21 protein-coding genes are annotated in these 18039 nt (G+C 39.8%); 15 read left to right on the top strand and 6 right to left on the bottom strand.

The annotated features are described in order from the left end of the window. Positions 1-166 precede the first annotated feature (166 nt). The gene (locus ACTJKC_RS00785) at positions 167-469 is read right to left on the bottom strand and encodes a GNAT family N-acetyltransferase (RefSeq protein ID WP_440789409.1); all 303 of its coding nucleotides are present in this window, start codon (positions 467-469) and stop codon (positions 167-169) included. Between the two features lie 369 nt (positions 470-838). Beyond that, positions 839-1678, bottom strand: coding sequence for a ThuA domain-containing protein (locus ACTJKC_RS00780; protein ID WP_440789407.1), 840 nt, complete (start codon positions 1676-1678; stop codon positions 839-841). 188 nt (positions 1679-1866) lie between these two features. Here ACTJKC_RS00780 and ACTJKC_RS00775 point away from each other — a divergent pair, with 188 nt between their 5' ends. After that, positions 1867-2823, top strand: a complete 957-nt coding sequence (locus ACTJKC_RS00775) for an alpha/beta hydrolase (protein WP_440789405.1) — start codon at positions 1867-1869, stop codon at positions 2821-2823. Between the two features lie 21 nt (positions 2824-2844). Here the strand turns inward: ACTJKC_RS00775 and ACTJKC_RS00770 are convergent, their stop codons facing one another. Together ACTJKC_RS00770 and ACTJKC_RS00765 are read right to left on the bottom strand one after the other, a co-directional pair. Beyond that, positions 2845-3042: a hypothetical protein gene (locus ACTJKC_RS00770; RefSeq protein WP_440789403.1), complete on the bottom strand. Its 198-nt coding sequence runs from the start codon at positions 3040-3042 to the stop codon at positions 2845-2847. Positions 3043-3599: 557 nt separating this feature from the next. Beyond that, positions 3600-4484, bottom strand: a complete 885-nt coding sequence (locus tag ACTJKC_RS00765; RefSeq protein ID WP_440789401.1) for an NAD(P)H-binding protein — start codon at positions 4482-4484, stop codon at positions 3600-3602. 77 nt (positions 4485-4561) lie between these two features. Between ACTJKC_RS00765 and ACTJKC_RS00760 the strand changes: the two genes are divergently transcribed. Next, positions 4562-4921, top strand: a complete 360-nt coding sequence (locus ACTJKC_RS00760; protein WP_344850826.1) for a winged helix-turn-helix transcriptional regulator — start codon at positions 4562-4564, stop codon at positions 4919-4921. 1 nt (position 4922) lies between these two features. Here ACTJKC_RS00760 and ACTJKC_RS00755 read toward each other — a convergent pair whose 3' ends face one another. Next, positions 4923-6011 carry a metallophosphoesterase gene (locus tag ACTJKC_RS00755; protein WP_440789399.1) on the bottom strand — a complete coding sequence of 363 codons (1089 nt, stop codon included), beginning with the start codon at positions 6009-6011 and terminating at the stop codon, positions 4923-4925. A gap of 300 nt (positions 6012-6311) precedes the next feature. Here ACTJKC_RS00755 and ACTJKC_RS00750 point away from each other — a divergent pair, with 300 nt between their 5' ends. Both ACTJKC_RS00750 and ACTJKC_RS00745 read left to right on the top strand, forming a co-directional pair. Continuing rightward, a complete protein-coding gene (locus ACTJKC_RS00750; RefSeq protein ID WP_440789397.1) occupies positions 6312-7283 on the top strand; it encodes a Gfo/Idh/MocA family protein in 972 nt (323 codons plus the stop codon). 174 nt (positions 7284-7457) lie between these two features. After that, complete coding sequence (locus ACTJKC_RS00745) at positions 7458-9200, top strand: ABC transporter ATP-binding protein (protein ID WP_344850823.1); 1743 nt, start codon at positions 7458-7460, stop codon at positions 9198-9200. Positions 9201-9528: 328 nt separating this feature from the next. Here the strand turns inward: ACTJKC_RS00745 and ACTJKC_RS00740 are convergent, their stop codons facing one another. After that, complete coding sequence (locus tag ACTJKC_RS00740) at positions 9529-9711, bottom strand: Sec-independent protein translocase subunit TatA/TatB (RefSeq protein WP_025142807.1); 183 nt, start codon at positions 9709-9711, stop codon at positions 9529-9531. A gap of 157 nt (positions 9712-9868) precedes the next feature. On the opposite strand from ACTJKC_RS00740, the gene ACTJKC_RS00735 reads away from it, so the two are divergent. From ACTJKC_RS00735 to moaCB, 11 genes are all read left to right on the top strand, one after another. Then, positions 9869-10099 (top strand): hypothetical protein, encoded by a 231-nt coding sequence (locus tag ACTJKC_RS00735; protein ID WP_440789394.1) that lies wholly within the window; start codon positions 9869-9871, stop codon positions 10097-10099. Positions 10100-10211: 112 nt separating this feature from the next. Then, positions 10212-11327 (top strand): XdhC family protein, encoded by a 1116-nt coding sequence (locus ACTJKC_RS00730; protein WP_440789392.1) that lies wholly within the window; start codon positions 10212-10214, stop codon positions 11325-11327. Further along, a complete protein-coding gene (locus ACTJKC_RS00725) occupies positions 11328-11918 on the top strand; it encodes a nucleotidyltransferase family protein (RefSeq protein WP_440789390.1) in 591 nt (196 codons plus the stop codon). It abuts the gene before it with no gap. Beyond that, positions 11915-12895: a GTP 3',8-cyclase MoaA gene (moaA, locus tag ACTJKC_RS00720; protein ID WP_440789388.1), complete on the top strand. Its 981-nt coding sequence runs from the start codon at positions 11915-11917 to the stop codon at positions 12893-12895. Before ACTJKC_RS00725 ends, moaA begins: the two co-directional genes overlap by 4 nt. 7 nt (positions 12896-12902) lie before the next feature. Further along, on the top strand, positions 12903-14081 hold the full coding sequence (locus ACTJKC_RS00715) for a molybdopterin molybdotransferase MoeA (protein ID WP_440789386.1): 1179 nt from the start codon (positions 12903-12905) through the stop codon (positions 14079-14081). Positions 14082-14083: 2 nt separating this feature from the next. Then, on the top strand, positions 14084-14824 hold the full coding sequence (locus tag ACTJKC_RS00710; RefSeq protein ID WP_440789384.1) for a sulfite exporter TauE/SafE family protein: 741 nt from the start codon (positions 14084-14086) through the stop codon (positions 14822-14824). A gap of 1 nt (position 14825) precedes the next feature. Beyond that, complete coding sequence (locus ACTJKC_RS00705; protein WP_440789382.1) at positions 14826-15323, top strand: molybdopterin-binding protein; 498 nt, start codon at positions 14826-14828, stop codon at positions 15321-15323. 4 nt (positions 15324-15327) lie between these two features. Beyond that, positions 15328-15561, top strand: coding sequence for a MoaD/ThiS family protein (locus ACTJKC_RS00700; RefSeq protein ID WP_440789380.1), 234 nt, complete (start codon positions 15328-15330; stop codon positions 15559-15561). A gap of 5 nt (positions 15562-15566) precedes the next feature. Beyond that, a complete protein-coding gene (locus ACTJKC_RS00695; protein WP_440789378.1) occupies positions 15567-16673 on the top strand; it encodes a ThiF family adenylyltransferase in 1107 nt (368 codons plus the stop codon). Between the two features lies 1 nt (position 16674). Next, positions 16675-17118 (top strand): molybdenum cofactor biosynthesis protein MoaE, encoded by a 444-nt coding sequence (locus ACTJKC_RS00690; RefSeq protein WP_440789376.1) that lies wholly within the window; start codon positions 16675-16677, stop codon positions 17116-17118. 1 nt (position 17119) lies between these two features. After that, positions 17120-18028 carry a bifunctional molybdenum cofactor biosynthesis protein MoaC/MoaB gene (gene moaCB, locus ACTJKC_RS00685; RefSeq protein WP_440789374.1) on the top strand — a complete coding sequence of 303 codons (909 nt, stop codon included), beginning with the start codon at positions 17120-17122 and terminating at the stop codon, positions 18026-18028. Positions 18029-18039 lie beyond the last annotated feature (11 nt).

Below are 18039 nucleotides of genomic sequence, written 5' to 3'. Positions count from 1 at the left end.
GATGAATTGGTTAATTGTTTAAATCGATTAACTGAGGCAAAATGCCTGATAATCATTTAAACCATAAAGAGCACAGAGCCAACAAAAACTTTTTGGTAACTCTATGCTCTTTTTGACTAAAGACTTTGCTCGATTCCCATCAGGTTTTGCAGCTATCATTATTAACTTATTCTTCTTTTACTTTGTTCCAAATGTCGTGGTAAAGTTCTTCGTGTCTTCTAAACTGCAAATGCACATAAGGACAAAGCGGAATAACTTTCAGGTTATTTTCACGAACATAATTTACCATGGCATCGAGCAATAGTTTTGCATAGCCCATCCCCTCTTTTTCAGGCGATACTTCTGTATGGTAAACAGTGAGGTCTTTTCCCTGGATATCAAATACCATTTCGCCAACTTTTCCATCTTCATCGAAAAGATCGAAAGCGCCTGTTCCATTTTCCTGAATATTGATTTTAACTTCTGCCATAGGGGTGTGTAATTTTATGGCAATTTAGTAAGAATTAAGGTTTTTGTACGGAAGATATACGGGTAGAATTTTATCGTAACAAAAAAGTGGCTTCACTTTCAGGCTCCAATTAATTCTGCCACGGATGCACAGATTACAAGGAATTACGCTAATTAGGTGTACTCCTACGGTTACCAATTAAGCAGTTAACCAATTACCAATGATTATTGAACCAATGACCAATTACCAATGATTAATGAACCAATGACCAATAAACCAATCACCTGATATCCTTGCTGAGCTGATCTAGATCACGAATGCAATAATCAACACCGGAAAGATGGCTAAAAACTTTAAATTTCTTTTCATTTTGCAGATTTTAATATATGTTTAACGTTTGTTGCCAGTTCCCAGCCATAAAAGTGCATTGATTAATAATTTATCCTGATTAGGATTGCCAAATGAAGAAGAAAGTGATTTATTGGTATTGTTGTATTTATGTTCATAATCCATATCGTTATGCCCCATGTTTACATAGACCATTTTAAACTTTTTGTTGCTCCAAACCACAGGATAAAAGCCACTGCGCCAGATTTCACTTTGTTTTGGACCTGTACCAAGCGGAAAACTTGCTGAATCGACCGACAATAAAATTTCGATATCAGGGTTATTGCGAAGGTCGTTTTTCCAGCGGTACCATTCGTTGGGCTGGGCCTTAAAAGTTTGTGGCAGTTTTGCCGTAACGGGATGTTTGGTTCCAACTTTCAAAATAGCGCTGGTTGGTCGCCAGGTATTGCTTCCGTATTCTCCTGACCCCAAAAATGTGTTATGGTACCAATCCCAGTTTTGGGGTATGGCCGAATTGTTTAAACCAAAGGCAGCAAAATGGAAACCCATCCAGCCACCACCTTTTTCCATGTATTTCTGAAAGGCTTCCCGCTGTTCGGGCTTTTCGGGACGGGTATCTAAAAATAATACTACCTGATAATTAGCGAGAAATTTTTCATTCAAATTTTCCCAGTTCGAAGTAGAATCGTATTCAAAATTATATTCTTTAGCCATTTTTGGGAACCATACATTGGCTTCGTGTACAAAACTAATGTGCGCCAGATCGCTCTTGGCAGTATAAAAGGCAATTACTTTAAATTTCTTTTTGGGCAAGGCTATTACAGTGTTAGCACTTAAAAGACCAGCAAACAGGATGATACAGATCAGTAACGTTCTTTTCATAATGGTTTTCTTTAACGCTAAAAATAGCTAAAAACTGTCCTGATTTTACCTTTCAAGAGCTACAAAAAAAAACAAAATTAATTTCATCATAATCTGTTAAAGAATATTTTAACTAAAATGCTTAGATTGAGATGGTATAAAATTACCTGAATCAAAAATGCTTTAATATCGAAATCCTTAAAAATAAGATGATGCTCATTAAAACCTACCTTCCGAACATTTTTTTCCTGATTTTCTTATTCAGTGCCCTGTCTTCTTCCGGACAGATTGTATTAAAGGACAAGAAATACCGTGTTGACACTAAAATATTTTCGCAAACGGATTCTGCACCGCTGAAAATGGATATCTATTACCAGGGACAAATCACAGAAAAAAAACCAACACTGCTGTTTGTTTTTGGCGGAGGTTTTGTACTGGGTCGCAGAGATAGCAAACTATACGAACCCTATTTTAACACCCTGATTGAGCATGGCTTTAAGGTGGTATCGGTTGATTACAGATTAGGACTTAAGGGCAAGAAATTCCCCACCCCTTTTAACACTTCTAGTTTACGGTCGGCTATTGATACGGCTACAGCAGATGTTTACAAAGCAACAGATTATATGATCAAAAATGCTAAAACCCTGGGTATCGATACAGGCATGATTATTATTTCCGGATCGAGCGCCGGAGCCATTACGGCATTACATGCCGATTACAACAAACGGAATGCTACACCCCTGGCTGCAAAACTTCCGGCAAACTTTCAATATAAAGGGGTAATTTCTTTTGCGGGAGCAATTTTAAGTTATAAAGGTGCTCCAAAATATGCTGTAGCTCCTGCACCAACCATGTTTTTTCATGGCACAGCGGATAAACTGGTTCCGTACAACAAGGTAAGACTACTTAACCGCGGCTTTTTTGGATCGAAATACCTGGCGCACCGGTTTAGAAAGAACAACTACCCCTATTATTTTCAGTATGTACAGAATATGGGCCACGAAATAGCAGGATCGCCAATGGCCGAAAACCTGCCCGATATTTTATGGTTTATTGAGAATTATGTTGTTAAACACAAACGCTATTTTATGGATGTAGATTTTAAGGATGCCGACAAAAAACGTACTTTTAACCTGTCTGCAGCCAAAAAAATTGCTGGAAATTAAAAATTGAAGATTGTGGAATAATCAATTTTCTTGACCACCTTTCTGTTCGCTGAGAATACGTTCTATCTCAAGCATCATCTGTTCGGCCAAACGTTGCTTGGCCAATGATTTCGACAGGTAAGCATCTGCAAAAGTAGCCTCAAGTTCATCCATAATAAAGGCGTATTTGGCCTTAAGTTCTATGAGATCAATCTGAAGCTTCTTCGAAAGGTTTTGCATGCTGCAAAGCTAAAAAAAGCAGAACATAATTCTCCGATATATCCTGTCATTTTTCCCTTTTTAAAAAAATATTGAAGAATTGGTAAATCGTAAAACAATCTTTGCATCCTTTCGTTTATATCATAATTCCGGCGTGGTTTCCGGAATTCATTTGTTTGGTTAGTTGATTAGGGATCAATCTCAATTGAATCCCTTTTCTTTTTTACATTAAAAAACCAGATGTAAATTAAGTTTATTTGGTCACTGAAACTCAGCGTTTTTATCCTTTTTAATCTGCGGAAAAAACAATAAGCCATTTATTATATTTTTTCCCGTTCATGGCGCAGAAAACGCAGATCTAAAGAGATTTTTTTATCAAAATCCTAAACTTCTAACTTTACTATATAAGGAATATAAGTTCATAGAAGCTTATATCCCCTTAAATGTCTAATATGGTTAAAAAATGCTACGGATAGTTTACATAAATGTTACTATAAGCACAATGAAGAAATCTTCAAACATAACTTATTCAAAGATTTCTCCATTTCAATACCTTAAGTCGAAAAGAACGATATTATTTAGCCATTATAAACTGCAGCGAATTCGGTTGCAAAATCCTTCAGTTTAATTTTACCTGCCGGAACAATCCCTTTTGCTTCAAAATCTTCCCATAATACTTTACTTCTGATTGCAGTACCCATTTCTACATAATTCCTGGCCATTTCTTCCGATAAACCCGCAGCAACCATACCTTCATAAGCTTGTGTGTCATCAAACTCAACCCAGGGTAAATCTGATTTATCAATTGCAGCACCTAAAGCTAAAGCTACTTCACTCAATTTGCGTTTGTCGCTGGCAATATAAAGGATACTTTTGCCTTCAAAGCCTTCTTCAACCTTACTTGCGGCAACCGCAGCAATATCAGCTGGATGAACCAGTACAATTGATTGATCTGCACCATAATTTGATCCGATAATGCCTGCATTTTTAATCAAACCAATATTCGCATAAAAATTAATGTAGAAAAATGCCGGACGGAGAATAAGCAAATCAAGTTCTTTCAACTGACCAAATATTTGCTCAACATCATGTAAACCTGCAATTGGTCCGGTACCACTATCTAAATGTGCACCAATGCTGCTTAACAAAATTACCTTTTTCGCTCCCGCAGCCTTAACTGCATTGGCATAATGTTGCCCTACACTTTTTATGTAGCCGCGAAGATCAGTTGCGCCAAAATCAGTTGGAACCATTAGATAAATTAAATCCGCACCTGTAAAAGTATTAACTAAAAAACTTTCGTCTGTTACCGAACCTATTGCAGCCTGCGCACCAAGTTTGGTTATTTCTGCCGATTTCTCAGGGTTACTACTTACTACAGTTACTTCCTGTCCTTGGGCAATTAATTGTGTTGCTAAGGGTTTGCTAATGTTCCCTAAAGAACCTGTTATTATTATTTTCATGATTGTTATGTTTTAATTTAAGACAAAGTTATATTTGCACTTACTTTTATACAAGTACTTACCCCAAAGTATGTAACATGACAGCCATTAAAGAAAACTCGACATTAAACGCAAACAGGAAAAGTAATCAGGCCAGCTGCCCGGTAAGTTTTGTGATGAATAAAATAGGCGGTCATTGGAAACCCATTATTCTTTACCACCTTTTAAGTGGTACGAAAAGGTATAACGAACTGAAAAAGCTTATTCCGGCTATTACTGAAAAGATGCTGATACAACATTTAAAGCAGATGCAGCAAGATAACCTGGTGATCCGTGAAGCACAAAATGTGGTGCCGCCGTTTGTAACTTATCGTTTAAGTAAGGAAGGAGAGCAATTAAGACCTGTGCTTGATGCCATGGTTGTATGGGCTTTCGCGCAGGATTTTAAAATGGATTAAACTATTCAATAGCTGCAGTAGTATCCTTAATTTCAAGTGGTTGTTTTTTACCCTTGTCATCAACCACAAATGTTTTATCATTAATAAAAAGAACTGCTTTTCGGTTTCCACTGTGCTCGTTTACATCAATCCCGATCACTTTTCCGCTATAATATCCTGCAATATTTTCTTTGGTAATGGTGTGGCCAACTACAATCTGTTTGCAGGAAAACTTCGCTAATGTAGAATCAACGGTGGCTGGGTTAGTGCGTTCTTTCCCGAAGTAACCCCTGTACCAAAATGGTCCGGCACTTCCCATTAATAGGTGCCCTTCTTCTGGTAGTTTTTTAGTAGCAGTACCATAATAGCTCCTGCACTTATCATTAATGGCTTGCAGGGAGAAATCTGTCGCATTAATTTGAGGTGAAATACCAGCATGCATAAAAATCTTATCGCCAATTTTTTCAATTGCATTTTTACTCCTCAGCCATTTTCCGATTTCGCTATCAGCATCTATCAATTTTCCATACTCAAGGTTCATTAATTTAGCCGATGCAGTGTATTTAGGAGAATGATAGCGTAAATCGCCTGCCATATTCATTACATCATGATTGCCCAGTATAACGTGTACATAGCCACCTTTTTTGGCAGCATCTGCTTCTAATTTATACAATAGCCATAAATAAGGCATTACCTCTTTGCCACGGTCGAAAAGATCTCCGCAGATTACGAGCTGCCCTTTGCCAAATGTCCAGTTATATTTTTCATCCATCACGCCATTTCCGATCATTAAAGCCCGGAAGGCTTCAAACTCGCCTTCAATATCAGAAAGAACGAACATTTTATTTACGCCTGCATAGCTTGCAGGAGGCACAACAATTTTTTTATGAAGTTTAAAGCTGAAATTCCAGTCGGTATGATTAGCAAAACGCACCGCTATCGGGGCATCTTCTTTTAAAGAATCTACATGCAATACGTTACCCAGGATGTAACGGCTAATAATCTGATTACCAGCGCGCCAAACATAAGGTCCATCTTGCTCAACCTGTGCATATGCGTGCGTAGACAGCATTAAAAATAGCGCAAAAATCACCTTTTTATACATTTTCATTTTGGGTTAGGTTGGTCTGTTTAACGAATTTCGGGTCGGCAAATCTAAAAAAAGCACTTGGCAATTTCCAGCCACATTTTAACTGGCTATACAAATTAATTGATATAAATTATACATCCTTCAAAACAATGTAGGTACCGTTACGTTTATATCATAATTCCGGCGTGGTTTCCGGAATTCATTTGTTTGGTTAGTTGATTAGGGATCAATCTCAATTGAGTCCCTTTTCTTTTTTATAATGGTTTTTCGAAAAATTTCAGCCAATATTCTCTAAATTCAGACTTTTAAATTAATCTTGTAATGGAAGAAATCAGATGGGGCATTATTGGCTGTGGCGATGTAACCGAGGTAAAAAGCGGGCCAGCCTTTAATAAGGTAGGCAACTCTAAATTAGTAGCCGTAATGCGCCGTGACGCTGCCAAAGCTGCAGATTATGCAAAGCGGCACCAGGTACCCAAATGGTACGGCGATGCCTCCCTGTTAATTAACGATCCGGAAGTAAACGCCATTTATATTGCTACACCTCCGCTACAGCATGAGGCCTATGCCATTGAAGCCCTGCAAGCTGGCAAGCCTGTATATGTAGAAAAACCAATGACCTTAGATGCAGCTGCTGCACAACGTATGACGGATGCGACAAACCAGCTTAATGTAAAGCTATGTGTGGCCCACTACCGCCGTGCGCAGCCTATGTTTTTAAAAGTTAAGGAGCTGCTGGCCAAAAATACAATTGGCGATATCAGGTTGGTGCGGTTAAAGATGCTCCAGCCGCCAAACCCTGCGTTGATAGCCAAAACAGAGGATAACTGGCGGATTAATCCGGCCATTTCTGGTGGTGGTTTATTCCACGATCTGGCTCCGCATCAATTGGATCTGATGACCTACTATTTCGGACCGGTTAAACATGCATCTGGCATTGCTGCCAAACAACAGGAAAATACCGCGGTTGATGACCTGGTTACAGGAAATATCCTTTTCGAAAATGGAATTGTTTTCAGTGGTACCTGGTGCTTTTCGGTTGCTCCGGAAGATCAGGCGGATAACTGTGTGATATATGGCTCGAAAGGTAATATCAGTTTCCCGATGTTTGGTAACAAAATCACGGTTAATACAGATGAACCGAAAGAATATGCCTTTGAACCTTTGCAACATGTACAACAGCCGATGATAGAAAAGGTAGTAGATTACTTTTTGGATAAAGGACCAAATCCATGTAGTGGTGAGGATGCGTTGATTACAATGAAGTTGATGGATGATTTTACCTCCAGATAATTCACTGCGTACCCATAATAGTTTTTCTTCCTACCGCTGTTATCCTATTTTAATACCTGAGGATTATTAATAGCTACCCCGACAACTTAAAAGGCGACACAAATTAATCTTATCGAAACTATTACCAGCCCTTCACGTTTAATAGTAGCCCATATTAACTGTGATCCTGCTGAAATGAAAATACTTTTAAAATACCTCAAACCACATCAAAAACTCATTATCCTCTCACTCTTACTGGCTGCAGCAGCGCAGCTTTTAAGCTTGCTTGATCCTATTATTTTTGGAAAGATCATCGATAATTATTCAACCAATAAACACCATTTAAGCGAAAAACAACTCATTAGCGAAGTTTTATATTGGTTGCTGATTGCGCTTGCCATTGCGCTGGTGGCGAGGCTTTGCCGATCGGTACAGGAATTTACTACGCGTAAAGCCGTAGCCCGCTTTGGCATGAATATTTTTAACGACGGATTAAAACAAACCCTTCGCCTCTCTTTTCAGGAATTTGAAGAAAGCCGGAGCGGAACAACACTTTCGGTGCTTCAAAAAGTAAAAACCGATGCCGAACGTTTCATCAATGCCTTTATCAATATCCTTTTTTCATCGCTGGTAGGCATTGGCTTTTTATTGTGGTACAGTCTGAATAAGAACTGGTTGCTGGTGCCGGTATTTTTTATTGGTGTATTGGTACTTGGCTCTTTAACCGGATTGCTTTCTAAAAAAATCAAAGCCATTCAGCGCTCTATTAACCGGCAGGCCGATAAACAGGCAGGTGTAATTACCGAAAGCCTGCGCAATATCGAACTCGTAAAGAGTTTAGGTTTAACCTTTGCCGAAATCAGAAGATTAAATGTGCAGACCTTAAAAATTTTCGATCTCGAAATGTTAAAGGCCAGAAAAGTAAGCATGTTATCTTTTTTGCAGGGCAATTTGCTCAATTTATTAAAGCAATCAGTTTTGTTTATCCTGCTCTGGCTGATTTTTAGAAAAATATTAAGTACAGGCGAATTAATCGCCATGCAGTTTATTTCTACCGCCATTTTTACGCCTTTGCAGGATTTAGGCAATATGATTATTTTATACCGGGAGGCCGATGCATCACTTAAAACTTTCGATAACCTGATGCAAAAACCCATCGAAACCCGGCCAGAAAATGCCGTAGAACTGGATGCGCTAAACCGGCTTGAATTTAAAAATGTAATTTTCAGACATAAAACAGCCGGTTATAATGCCATTGATGATATCTCTTTCGAAATCCAGAATGGAGAAACCGTGGCCTTTGTGGGCCCATCGGGTTCGGGTAAATCTACTTTAGTAAAGCTTCTGGTAGGCCTTTACCTTCCAGTTGATGGCGAAATACTGTTCAACGAAACCAGTTCTAAACGAATCAGGTACAACCCTTTACGCAGGCAAATCGGTTTTGTTACGCAGGATACGCAGCTTTATGCAGGATCGATCAGGGATAATATGCGTTTTGTAAACCCTACCGCAAGCGAAGAAGATATTGTTGAAGCGCTGCGAAAAGCATCAGCTACTGCACTTATTGCCAAAGCTGCCCAGGGGATCGATACAGTATTGGGTGAAAATGGCATGAAACTATCGGGTGGAGAAAAACAGCGGATTTCGATTGCCAGGGCATTATTGAGAAAACCAAGGTTACTGATTTTTGATGAAGCTACTTCGGCACTCGATTCACTCACTGAAGAAGAAATATCGGCAACCATCCGCGAAATATCCGACAGAAGGGAACAGATGACCATCCTGATTGCCCACCGTTTATCAACCATTATGCATGCCGATAAAATCTACGTACTTGAAAAAGGAAAAGTCTCTGAAACGGGCAGCCACAACGAACTGCTCGAAAAGAAAGGTCTATATTACTCCATGTGGCGGCAACAAATTGGCGAACGCAGGTAAATGAAGTAGCCCATTTGCTGACTACAAATTGCAAAACGCTGTTCCTAAACCTGATTGTCGGGGAAAGCTTCCGATCCTTCATCGGAACTTGTACCAAAAGCAGGGCTGCAAACCGCCAGGAACAACTGTCCCTTCATTTCCAAATCATAAAAAAGATGCAGCAGCATTCAAAATTTTATCTGGCAAGAATTGCGTTTATGATTGGTTTAAATTATTGCTCTTAAACGGAGATCTAAATACCGACAATATTTAAACAAAAAACACCCGGCTCCATTTATAAGCGCAGGGTGTTCAAAGTTTAATATTTAAAATTCTATTAGGTTTAGAATTAAGCCTGCTTCGGAACTTCCGGTTTCTCTTCTTCCTGTCCGGCTTTAAATTCTTTTATTCCCTTACCAAGGCCTTTCATTAATTCAGGGATTTTTTTTCCACCGAACAATAATAAAACAGCAACTCCAACAAGGATCAGTTCAGGCCCTCCAAGCAGGGCGGCGATGGTTGTATTTAACATTTTGTTTTAATTTAAGTGATACCATTACACTTACGCATAAAGCAATGTTTTGGTTCTCAATTGCGAAAATTAAAAAAAAATAAAAAAAATGATTTTTATTTAAAGTAATTTCCAAAGTGAAACGTCTACCCCTACAACAAACCTAAAAATCTTCTTTATGATAGCCGTTTTCAAAACAAATGTATCCTCAGATAGCGAGTTAAATGAAATCAGTCCATTACTGAACAGCCGCTTCAAAGAAATCAAATGGAACATTGATCTGTGGGATAGCGATAAAATTCTTCGTGTAGATTCGCCAAGAGACTGGACCAAAGAAATCACAGCGCTTTTTAACAGCATTGGATTACGCTGCGTTAACCTCGAAGTTTTTCATTCGGAACCTTTCTGATTTAATTTTATTACCATCAGCGTATAAATTGTTACTGCCCAAACAAGGCAATATCCTTCTCTTGCAACATTTGTAATAGATTATCATTAAATTGCCGCTATTACATTCCCTGATGAAAGAAATTACCGATATACTTAAGGCGTACCAGAAAGCAACAAAGGAAAAGAAGAAAACTGCATTGGCAACAGTGGTTAAGGTAGAAGGTTCTTCTTACCGCAGGCCGGGTGCCAGGATGCTGATTACCGAAGATGGCCAGTTAACCGGCGCCATTAGCGGAGGCTGTTTAGAGGGCGATGCGTTACGAAAAGCACTTTCCGCAATTGTGCAACAGGAAAACAAGCTGATTACATACGATACCACCGACGAAGATGATGCCAAATTTGGCGTTCAGCTGGGTTGTAATGGCATTGTACATATCCTTTTCGAACCCATTAACGAAGAAGACAAATTAAACCCCATTGCCATTTTAACGGCATTGCAGCATAAAAGGGAAGATGCCATTTTAACAACACTTTTTGCCTTAAATGGTAAACTGCAGCCGGGAACCAGTATGCTTTTTAAAAAAGGTGCTATTCTATCCAAAATACCAGCGGAAATTGAAGAAGATATCATCAAAGATGCTAAAGAAGTTTTTGCCGGTAAAACGGCAGCATTTAAAGTATATAATTACGGTAACCAGGAAACAGATGCTTTTATCGAACTTATCCACCCTCCTGTTTCACTAATTATTGCAGGCGCCGGCAACGATGCACAGCCTTTGGCCGAAATGGCGTACCTTTTAGGCTGGGAAGTAACCATAATTGATGGCAGACCTACCCATGCCACAGCACAGCGTTTTACAAATGCAACTAAAATCCTGGTAAGTAAACCCGAAAATGTAATGAGCCAAATCGATATTGATGAACAAACCGCATTTGTACTGATGACACATAATTACAATTATGATATCGAACTGCTTAAACATTTATTATGTACCAAAGCATCATACATCGGCACACTGGGACCAAAGAAAAAGCTCCTCAGAATGCTTGATGAACTGAACCTTGCCACCCCTGAAAATGAAAACCGCGTACACGGACCAATTGGCCTGGATATTGGCGCAGAAACGGCCGAAGAGATCGCGATTTCTATCCTGGCGGAGATAAAATCGGTATTTACAGGTGCTTCAGCAGTTTTTTTAAGGGATAAAAAGACTCCCATTCATGTTTATGGATTAAATAACAGCTAAATGAAAACGGAAATCATCATTTTGGCCGCAGGAAATTCATCCCGTTTGGGCAAACCAAAACAGCTTTTAAATTATAAGGGAAAAACCCTGCTCCAAACCGTGATTGATGAGGCTTTAAAAACAGCTGGCGCAACAGTTACAGTAGTTTTGGGAGCATATGCTGACGAAATATTGGCAAAACATCAAAACGATCAGGTTAATTTCGTGATCAACAAAAACTGGGAAAGCGGAATGGCATCGGGCATTGCTGCAGGAATTTCTGCTGTGATTGAAAAAAACGATAAAACAGAAGGTATCATTATTGCAGTAGCCGACCAGGTTTTTATAAAAATGAGTACCTTTAATCACTTAATCGAAAAGCATCAGGAAACCGGCAAAAATATCATTGCCAGTGCTTATGCCGGAACGATTGGTACCCCTGTTTTGTTCGGGAAACAATATTTTGATGCACTTTTAGCACTAAAAGGGACAGATGGCGCCAAAAAAATATTAAAACAACATCAGCAGGATGTGGAAACCGTAGTTTTTGACGGCGGTGAAACTGACATTGATACAGAAACCGATTACAATAATTTAATCAGCCAGGAATGATAGCAGATTCTTTTGGAAGAATACACGACTACCTGCGGATATCGCTTACCGATAACTGCAATTTTCGCTGCTTTTATTGCATGCCGGAGGAAGAGTATGATTTCACTCCAGCTTCCAGGCTAATGCAAACCAACGAAATTATCAAACTTGCTGAAATTTTTGTGGCCAATGGTGTAAAAAAAATCAGGCTAACAGGCGGAGAGCCGCTGGTAAGAAAGGATGCGGCCCGAATTATTGCTGCATTAGGCAAACTTCCCGTAGAACTGGTAATTACCACCAATGGAACCCGAATTGCAGAAATGCTGCCTGTATTAAAAGATGCAGGTGTTAAAACCATCAACATCAGTCTGGATACCCTTCAACCCGAAAAATTTTTCATGATTACCCGAAGGGATGTATTTCATCAGGTGCGCAGCAATATCGAACTGCTTTTGCAGCACAAAATCAACGTAAAAATTAACATGGTGGTGATGAAGGGCCTTAACGATAACGAAATTAACGATTTCATCAGCTGGACTAAACATAACCCCATCCAGGTTCGCTTTATTGAGTTTATGCCCTTCAGCGGCAACAAATGGACGAGTAACCAGATGTTCTCTTTAGAAGAAATCCTTGCCGTAATTGAAAAGGATTTTACGGTTTTGCCAGTTAAAGGAGTGCCTAACGATACGGCCAAACATTTTATGATTCCTGGTCACAAAGGTTCTTTTGCCATTATCAGTACCATGACGCACCCTTTTTGCAGTACCTGCAACCGCATGCGGCTAACCGCTGATGGAAAACTAAAAAACTGCCTTTTTTCTGACAGCGAAACCGATCTGCTTAGCAACCTGAGGAAAAATGAAGATGTGCTTCCACTAATTCAATCGGCAATCTGGAGCAAAAAACAGGCTTTAGGCGGACAATTGGCCAGCGATTTCGAAAAAATAGATGCTGCTACCATTCAAAACAGAAGTATGATTACCATTGGAGGATAAAATTTTCATGATCAGCGTAAAAGAAGCAAAAGACCTCATTTCTCAACATATTAGTCCTTTAAACCCAATCAGTATTAATCTGGCTAAAGCAGCCGGCCATACACTGGCTGTTGATATTTATGCTCAATTCGATATTCCTGCCTTTCGTCAGTCTTCCATGGATGGCTATGCCTTAAAGTTTGAAGATCATGAAAAAGAACTCCGTATCATTGGCGAAATGGCCGCCGGAACTACTCAAAACATCACCATCCAGAATGGCGAAACGGGTAGAATTTTTACAGGTGCACCCTTACCAAACGGAGCCGATACCGTAGTCATGCAGGAGAAAATAACCCGATCAGGTGATAAAATTACTTTACAGGATCCCAATTTAAAATTCGGCTTAAACGTGCGTGATAAAGGTTCTGAAATTAAAGCCGGGGCTTTAGCCATGGAAAAAGGCTGTTTGCTTAGCCCGGCTGCCATTGGTTTTCTTGCAGGGATTGGCATTAATGAGGTAAGTATTTATCCTATGCCAATGGTATCGATAATCGTTACAGGTAAAGAACTACAAGAACCCGGTAAGCCTTTAGCATTTGGTCAGGTGTACGAATCAAATTCCTATTCGCTCGCGGCAGCTTTAAAACATGAAGGCATCAGTCAGATCAGCATTTATGAAGCAGATGATGACCTTGAAATCCTGAAAAAAGTATTGCAAACCGCTTTGGAAAATAGCGACCTGGTATTGCTAACCGGTGGTGTAAGTGTAGGCGATTACGATTTTGTGATCGAAGCGGCAGCGCAATGCAATATTAAGCAGGTTTTCCACAAGGTGAAACAGAAACCCGGTAAACCCTTGTTTTTTGGAACCTATTGTCAGAAACTCGTTTTCGGACTTCCGGGCAACCCCTCGTCTGTACTGAGCTGCTATTATAATTATGTACTTCCTTCGCTAAAATTATTATCTCAAAAAAATAACAGTGTAACCGAGGTAGCGGCCGAGCTTTCCCACCTTTATAGCAAGCCCCCTGGTTTAACTCATTTTCTGAAAGGAAAATACGAAAACGGAAAAGTTACTCCTTTAAACGCACAGGAATCTTACCGCCTGAGTTCTTTTGCACAGGCAAATTGTTTAATCTGCCTTAACGAAACACAAGCGCATTTCGAAAAAGGCGATATTTTAACTGTAATGATTTTACCAAATTAACCATGCAAGAAAGTTTTATCCTGTTTTACTGTTTACTATTCATTGTTGCCTTTCTTTATGCTTCGGTAGGGCATGGTGGCGCAAGCGGTTACCTGGCATTAATGGCTATTTTTGCCATTTCGCCAGCCATTATGAAACCAACGGCCTTATTGCTCAACCTGTTTGTTTCTTCCACTTCCTTTATCCAGTTTTACCGTGGCGGTCATTTTAAATGGAAAATATTCTGGCCTTTTGCAGTTGCTTCTATCCCACTCTCTTTTGTTGGTGGTACAATGGCCATTGAAAGCTCCATTTATAAAAAGATTTTAGGTGTACTTTTATTAATCCCCGTTATCCGTTTCTTCTTTTTTCAAAATACCGATCCGAAAGATTTTAAGCCTTCAAACATTCCTTTATCATTAGCAATTGGCGGCATTATTGGTTTACTTTCGGGCATGATCGGCATTGGTGGTGGCATTATTCTTTCGCCGGTTCTCCTGCTTTTAAAATGGACCGATCAAAAACAAACGGCAGCCATTAGTGCCGCTTTTATCTTTGTAAACTCCGTTGCCGGTTTAGGCGGACAACTGATCAAAGGGTTCGAATTTAACAGTCATATGCTCGCTTATGTGGGTGTGGCTTTTGCTGGGGGCATTTGTGGCGCTTACTTTGGCGCCTTAAAATTTCCGCAAACCGTTTTAAAAAATGTTCTGGCCTGTGTACTCGCGCTGGCAGCTTATAAATTACTATTTACACATGCATAATATGAAATACATCATCTTCGCCCTGTTATTTTTAGGTTTTACTGCGAAAGCACAAGAAAGCAAACAATTTACTATTGAAGGAAAGGTTAAAACGCCATTAACGATAACTTTAGACAATTTAAGCGCTTATAAATCCGTTAGTTTGGATAGTATCACTATTTTTAATCACCTTATGCAACATAAAAGCAGCATTAAAAACATTAAAGGCGTTCTTTTAAAGGATATTTTAGCCAAAGTTGAAATTGATGCCGCTTCGCCAAAGACATTGAGCGAATATTACCTCGTTTTTACCGCAAGCGATAATTATAAAGTGGTGTACTCATGGAATGAAATTTTTAATTCGCCTACCGGAAACCAAATACTGGTTCTGAGGAGTTATGATACCGATCCTGCTAAAGCCGAAAAAGGAAATATTGCCATGATTACGCCCAGCGATTTCGCTACCGGAAGAAGATTTGTAAAGGGATTAAGCAAAATCAGCATCTTACAGGTAAATTAGCAGCATGGAAATCGAAATCATCAGTTTTGGCAAAATCTCCGAGTTAATCAGCAATCAAAAGATTGATTTTGATGGAATTGCCGACACCGATAACTTTAAGCAACATCTGGAGCACCTGTTTCCGGCTTTAAAAAGCATGAAATATAAACTTGCCCTGAATAAAAATATTGTTCAGGAGAACACCGAAATCATCAACAAGGCTACTATAGCCATTATGCCTCCGTTTTCCGGCGGTTAAATTATATGAGTGCAGAGCGATATAACAGACAGATTATCCTGAAAGGATTTGGGGAGGAAGCACAACAACAGCTTGTAAAAGCTAAAGTGCTGGTAATTGGCGCTGGTGGCCTGGGTTGCCCCGCACTACAGTACCTTGCTGCTGCCGGCATTGGCCACATCGGGATTGTTGATGATGATACCATTTCGCTATCCAACCTGCACAGGCAGATATTATTTACAACGGCCGATATCGGAAAACTGAAAGTAGAGGTTGCGGCTAAACGTCTTCAGGAAATGAATACCCAGATCGGGATCATCCGCCATCCTATCCGTTTACAGCAGAGCAACATCCTCGATATCATTTCCAGATACGATTACATATTGGATGGTACCGATAATTTTGAATCAAGATACCTGATTAATGATGCCTGTGCCCTGCTTAACAAACCGCTTATATTTGCTGCAGTTTCGGGTTTCGAAGGTCAGCTGGCCATATTTAACACACCCGATCATTTAACACCCAGTACCAATTACCGTGATCTTTTCCCTGTTCCACCCGACAAAGGCGAAATTCCAAACTGTGCCGAAAATGGAATTATAGGCGTATTGCCCGGAATAATAGGCACCATGGCAGCAGCTGAAACCATAAAATTGATTGCTAAAATCGGGCAGCCGCTCAACAATAAAATATTAAATTATAACTTACTTACACAAGAACAATATACCATCAGCATCAGTCACGGAAGCGGTTATACACTGCCCAAAACTGTTGATGAATTTTTAAATATGGATTATCAGGATACGAGCGAAGGGCCACAGGGCTACATAGAAATTGATGCCAGCGAACTGGTAAGGCTGCAACAGTCGGAATCTGCTATTTTAATCGACGTTCGCGAAAAGCATGAAGTTCCGGTATTGGATAAGCAGATTTATACGCAGGTACCGATGTCGGAGTTTGGCGCATTTTTAAATAAAGAATTTTATCAAAAACATGTGGTTTTAATCTGCCAGCATGGAATCAGAAGTGTTGCCGCAGCTGAGGCATTACAAGAAAAATATGGCGATGCCAAAAAAATCTATAGTTTAAAAGGCGGGATTGTAAAATGGAGAGATCATTTTTTAAGATCGTAACATGAGCGAAAAAAAGATAAAAAATATATTTGTTAACGGTCCGATAACGCCTGCTTTTATAGCCGACAGCATTGCGAAGCACAGCAGCAAAACGGCAATCGGCGGACATAGCATTTTTATGGGCCAGGTGAGAAAAGATGAAATCGACGGTAAATTTGTTGCTGCGATAGAATATACAGCCTATAATGAGCTCGCGCTCGAAAAAATGCACCAGATCAGGGAAGACATTTTCGAAAAATACCCGCTTAACTGCATGCACATTTACCACAGTTTGGGCACGGTTAAAACAGGCGAAATCTGCCTCTTTGTTTTTACATCCTCCGCGCACCGCAAGCCTGCAATAGAAGCCTGCAGCGAAGTAGTAGATCGTTTAAAAGCCGAATTACCGATCTGGGGCAAAGAAATATTCGAAGACGAAACACATCAGTGGAAAGAAAATACATAACATGGTAAACATCACCAGGAAATCCAACTCTTTAAGGATCGCTATTGCTACCGCTACCGTAAAAGTATCAAAGCAGGAAACCATCGACGCCATTGAGCAACGTAAAATACCCAAAGGTGATGTGTTCGAATTTGCACGTGCCGCGGGATTATTTGGCGTAAAAAAAACCAGTGATGTAATTCCAGATTGCCACCCGCTCCCGATAGAATACACCGCCATTACCTACGAAATTGTGGGTTTAACCATCATTATTACCGTTGAAGTACATACCATTTACAAAACCGGTGTAGAAGTTGAAGCCATGCACGGCGCCTCGGTTACTGCGCTAACAATGTATGATATGTTGAAACCGATTGATAAGGGTGTAGAAATCGAAAACATCAGGTTACTCAAAAAGTCAGGCGGAAAGTCGGATCTTAAAAATGCTAAATTCCCTGAAATTAAAACTGCTGTTGTGGTTTGTTCTGATTCTGTTTTCGAGAATAAAGCACAGGATACTTCCGGCAAGGCCATCATTATGCGTTTGGAACAGTGGGGAATTAATACCGCGAAATATGAAATTGTTCCGGATGAGACGGAAGCGATTAGAAATAAGGCTATCGAATTAAATAAAGCGGGATTTAAATTGGTCATCTTTACCGGAGGTACAGGCCTTTCGCCACGTGATGTAACACCAGAGGCCATTGCACCATTAATCGACAGAAATATTGAGGGCATTATGGAAACCGCCAGACGTTACGGGCAGGAGCGTATGCCTTATGCCATGCTTTCGCGTGGTGTAGCCGGTTTTATTGGTGAAACGCTTGCGCTTACCTTCCCGGGCTCAAAAAGTGGTGCAGAAGAAAGCATGGATGCACTATTTCCACAGGTTTTGCATTTGTTTAAGGTAGTAAAAGGAGAGAAACATTAAATCCCCTACAG

It is taken from the genome of Pedobacter sp. 22226 (genome assembly GCF_052045455.1).
GTDB classification, from domain to species: Bacteria; Bacteroidota; Bacteroidia; order Sphingobacteriales; family Sphingobacteriaceae; genus Pedobacter; species Pedobacter jeongneungensis.
This window is presented reverse-complemented; position numbering and strand designations above follow the sequence as displayed.

What these genes read in the sequence shown, in the direction of transcription:
- ACTJKC_RS00785 (WP_440789409.1), bottom strand. Translation starts at nt 469, where the DNA reads ATGGCAGAAGTTAAAATCAATATTCAGGAAAATGGAACAGGCGCTTTC.
- ACTJKC_RS00780 (WP_440789407.1), bottom strand. Translation starts at nt 1,678, where the DNA reads ATGAAAAGAACGTTACTGATCTGTATCATCCTGTTTGCTGGTCTTTTA.
- ACTJKC_RS00775 (WP_440789405.1), top strand. Translation starts at nt 1,867, where the DNA reads ATGATGCTCATTAAAACCTACCTTCCGAACATTTTTTTCCTGATTTTC.
- ACTJKC_RS00770 (WP_440789403.1), bottom strand. Translation starts at nt 3,042, where the DNA reads ATGCAAAACCTTTCGAAGAAGCTTCAGATTGATCTCATAGAACTTAAG.
- ACTJKC_RS00765 (WP_440789401.1), bottom strand. Translation starts at nt 4,484, where the DNA reads ATGAAAATAATAATAACAGGTTCTTTAGGGAACATTAGCAAACCCTTA.
- ACTJKC_RS00760 (WP_344850826.1), top strand. Translation starts at nt 4,562, where the DNA reads ATGACAGCCATTAAAGAAAACTCGACATTAAACGCAAACAGGAAAAGT.
- ACTJKC_RS00755 (WP_440789399.1), bottom strand. Translation starts at nt 6,011, where the DNA reads ATGAAAATGTATAAAAAGGTGATTTTTGCGCTATTTTTAATGCTGTCT.
- ACTJKC_RS00750 (WP_440789397.1), top strand. Translation starts at nt 6,312, where the DNA reads ATGGAAGAAATCAGATGGGGCATTATTGGCTGTGGCGATGTAACCGAG.
- ACTJKC_RS00745 (WP_344850823.1), top strand. Translation starts at nt 7,458, where the DNA reads ATGAAAATACTTTTAAAATACCTCAAACCACATCAAAAACTCATTATC.
- ACTJKC_RS00740 (WP_025142807.1), bottom strand. Translation starts at nt 9,711, where the DNA reads ATGTTAAATACAACCATCGCCGCCCTGCTTGGAGGGCCTGAACTGATC.
- ACTJKC_RS00735 (WP_440789394.1), top strand. Translation starts at nt 9,869, where the DNA reads ATGATAGCCGTTTTCAAAACAAATGTATCCTCAGATAGCGAGTTAAAT.
- ACTJKC_RS00730 (WP_440789392.1), top strand. Translation starts at nt 10,212, where the DNA reads ATGAAAGAAATTACCGATATACTTAAGGCGTACCAGAAAGCAACAAAG.
- ACTJKC_RS00725 (WP_440789390.1), top strand. Translation starts at nt 11,328, where the DNA reads ATGAAAACGGAAATCATCATTTTGGCCGCAGGAAATTCATCCCGTTTG.
- moaA (WP_440789388.1), top strand. Translation starts at nt 11,915, where the DNA reads ATGATAGCAGATTCTTTTGGAAGAATACACGACTACCTGCGGATATCG.
- ACTJKC_RS00715 (WP_440789386.1), top strand. Translation starts at nt 12,903, where the DNA reads ATGATCAGCGTAAAAGAAGCAAAAGACCTCATTTCTCAACATATTAGT.
- ACTJKC_RS00710 (WP_440789384.1), top strand. Translation starts at nt 14,084, where the DNA reads ATGCAAGAAAGTTTTATCCTGTTTTACTGTTTACTATTCATTGTTGCC.
- ACTJKC_RS00705 (WP_440789382.1), top strand. Translation starts at nt 14,826, where the DNA reads ATGAAATACATCATCTTCGCCCTGTTATTTTTAGGTTTTACTGCGAAA.
- ACTJKC_RS00700 (WP_440789380.1), top strand. Translation starts at nt 15,328, where the DNA reads ATGGAAATCGAAATCATCAGTTTTGGCAAAATCTCCGAGTTAATCAGC.
- ACTJKC_RS00695 (WP_440789378.1), top strand. Translation starts at nt 15,567, where the DNA reads ATGAGTGCAGAGCGATATAACAGACAGATTATCCTGAAAGGATTTGGG.
- ACTJKC_RS00690 (WP_440789376.1), top strand. Translation starts at nt 16,675, where the DNA reads ATGAGCGAAAAAAAGATAAAAAATATATTTGTTAACGGTCCGATAACG.
- moaCB (WP_440789374.1), top strand. Translation starts at nt 17,120, where the DNA reads ATGGTAAACATCACCAGGAAATCCAACTCTTTAAGGATCGCTATTGCT.